1 protein-coding gene is annotated in these 1,639 nt (G+C 51.9%); it reads right to left on the bottom strand.

Features of this window, described 5'->3' with window-relative positions; all coding sequences use genetic code 11:
* Positions 1–1,639 (bottom strand): cadherin-like domain-containing protein (locus AAEY94_RS20570; RefSeq protein WP_350979892.1); only part of this gene is annotated, 1,639 nt, incomplete at both ends.

Below are 1,639 nucleotides of genomic sequence, written 5' to 3'. Positions count from 1 at the left end.
CTTCTGGATCGGTGGCATTCACAGTCCCAATCACGGTGGTGTCAGTGCTGTTTTCATTGTAGCTAAAGCTGTAGCTGTCAGAAACAGGAGTATCATTTATTGGAGTGATCACCGGAATGTCACTGTCTTGGCCGGTTAAGCTGCCATCAGACACGGTTAAATCAACCGCCGGCAGCGTGCCGCCGTTGTTAACCAAGTCAGCACCCGCTTGGGTTAATACCACTTCGCCGTTCACCAACGCGTAGTAACCGTCGTCATTGCTGCCTGGGGTAAAGTCAACCGTCAGTAAATCACCGTCTTCATCAAAGGTGGTGTAGGTTGCTGCCACATCGCCATCAACGGCGCTGTTTTCAGTAAAGTCATTGGCGACCACGTCAATGGTCGGCGCATCGTTGGTCGGCGCGATCACCGGGGTGTCACTGTCTTGACCGGTTAAGCTGCCATCCGAGACGGTTAAATCGACCGGTGGCAGGGTGCCGCCGTTGTTCACGAGATCCGCACCGGCTTGGGTTAACACCACTTCGCCGTTCACTAACGCGTAGTAACCATCGTCATTGCTGCCTGGGGTGAAGTCCACCGTCAGTGTATCACCGTCTTCATCAAAGGTGGTGTAGGTTGCGGCCACATCGCCATCGACGGCGCTGTTTTCAGTAAAGTCATTGGCGACCACGTCAATGGTCGGCGCATCGTTGGTCGGCGCGATCACCGGGGTGTCACTGTCTTGACCGGTTAAGCTGCCATCCGAGACGGTTAAATCGACCGGTGGCAGGGTGCCGCCGTTGTTAACCAAGTCAGCACCCGCTTGGGTTAATACCACTTCGCCGTTCACCAACGCGTAGTAACCGTCGTCATTGCTGCCTGGGGTAAAGTCAACCGTCAGTAAATCACCGTCTTCATCAAAGGTGGTGTAGGTTGCTGCCACATCGCCATCAACGGCGCTGTTTTCAGTAAAGTCATTGGCGACCACATCAATGGTCGGCGCATCGTTGGTCGGAGTGATCACCGGAGTGTCACTGTCTTGACCGGTTAAGCTGCCATCAGAAACGGTTAAATCAACCGCCGGCAGCGTGCCGCCGTTGTTAACCAAGTCAGCACCCGCTTGGGTTAATACCACTTCGCCGTTCACCAACGCGTAGTAACCGTCGTCATTGCTGCCTGGGGTGAAGTCCACGGTCAGTAAATCACCGTCTTCATCAAAGGTGGTGTAGGTTGCGGCCACATCGCCATCGACGGCGCTGTTTTCAGTAAAGTCATTGGCAACTACATCAATGGTAGGTGCATCGTTGGCTGGCGTTACATTAATAGTTAATGTCGCTGTTTCACCAGTGTTAGTAGTGTAAGTAATAACAGGAACTGTACCGTTCCAGTTTTCATTTGGGGTGAAGGTATAAGAGCCATCTTCATTGATGATCAGTACACCGCCCTCAAGTGTGACTTCTGTGCCGGCAGTATAAGTTTGGCCGTCAACTTCAAATGTCACCACGCTTAAATCTGAATCAACATCACCGTCGTTATCTAATGCGTTACCCGTTGCTACACTGTCTTCAGCAACAGTATTGGTATCGTTGACCAAAAAGGACGCATCATCAACTGGGGTGATTTCAATAGTTAATGTAGCGGTAACACCAGTATTGGTGGT

Origin of the sequence: Shewanella sp. AC34-MNA-CIBAN-0136 (assembly GCF_040309945.1) — a bacterium.
Classification (GTDB): Bacteria; Pseudomonadota; Gammaproteobacteria; order Enterobacterales; family Shewanellaceae; genus Shewanella.
The sequence above is the reverse complement of the archived record's forward strand: the minus strand, read 5'-3'. Positions and strand labels throughout refer to the sequence as shown.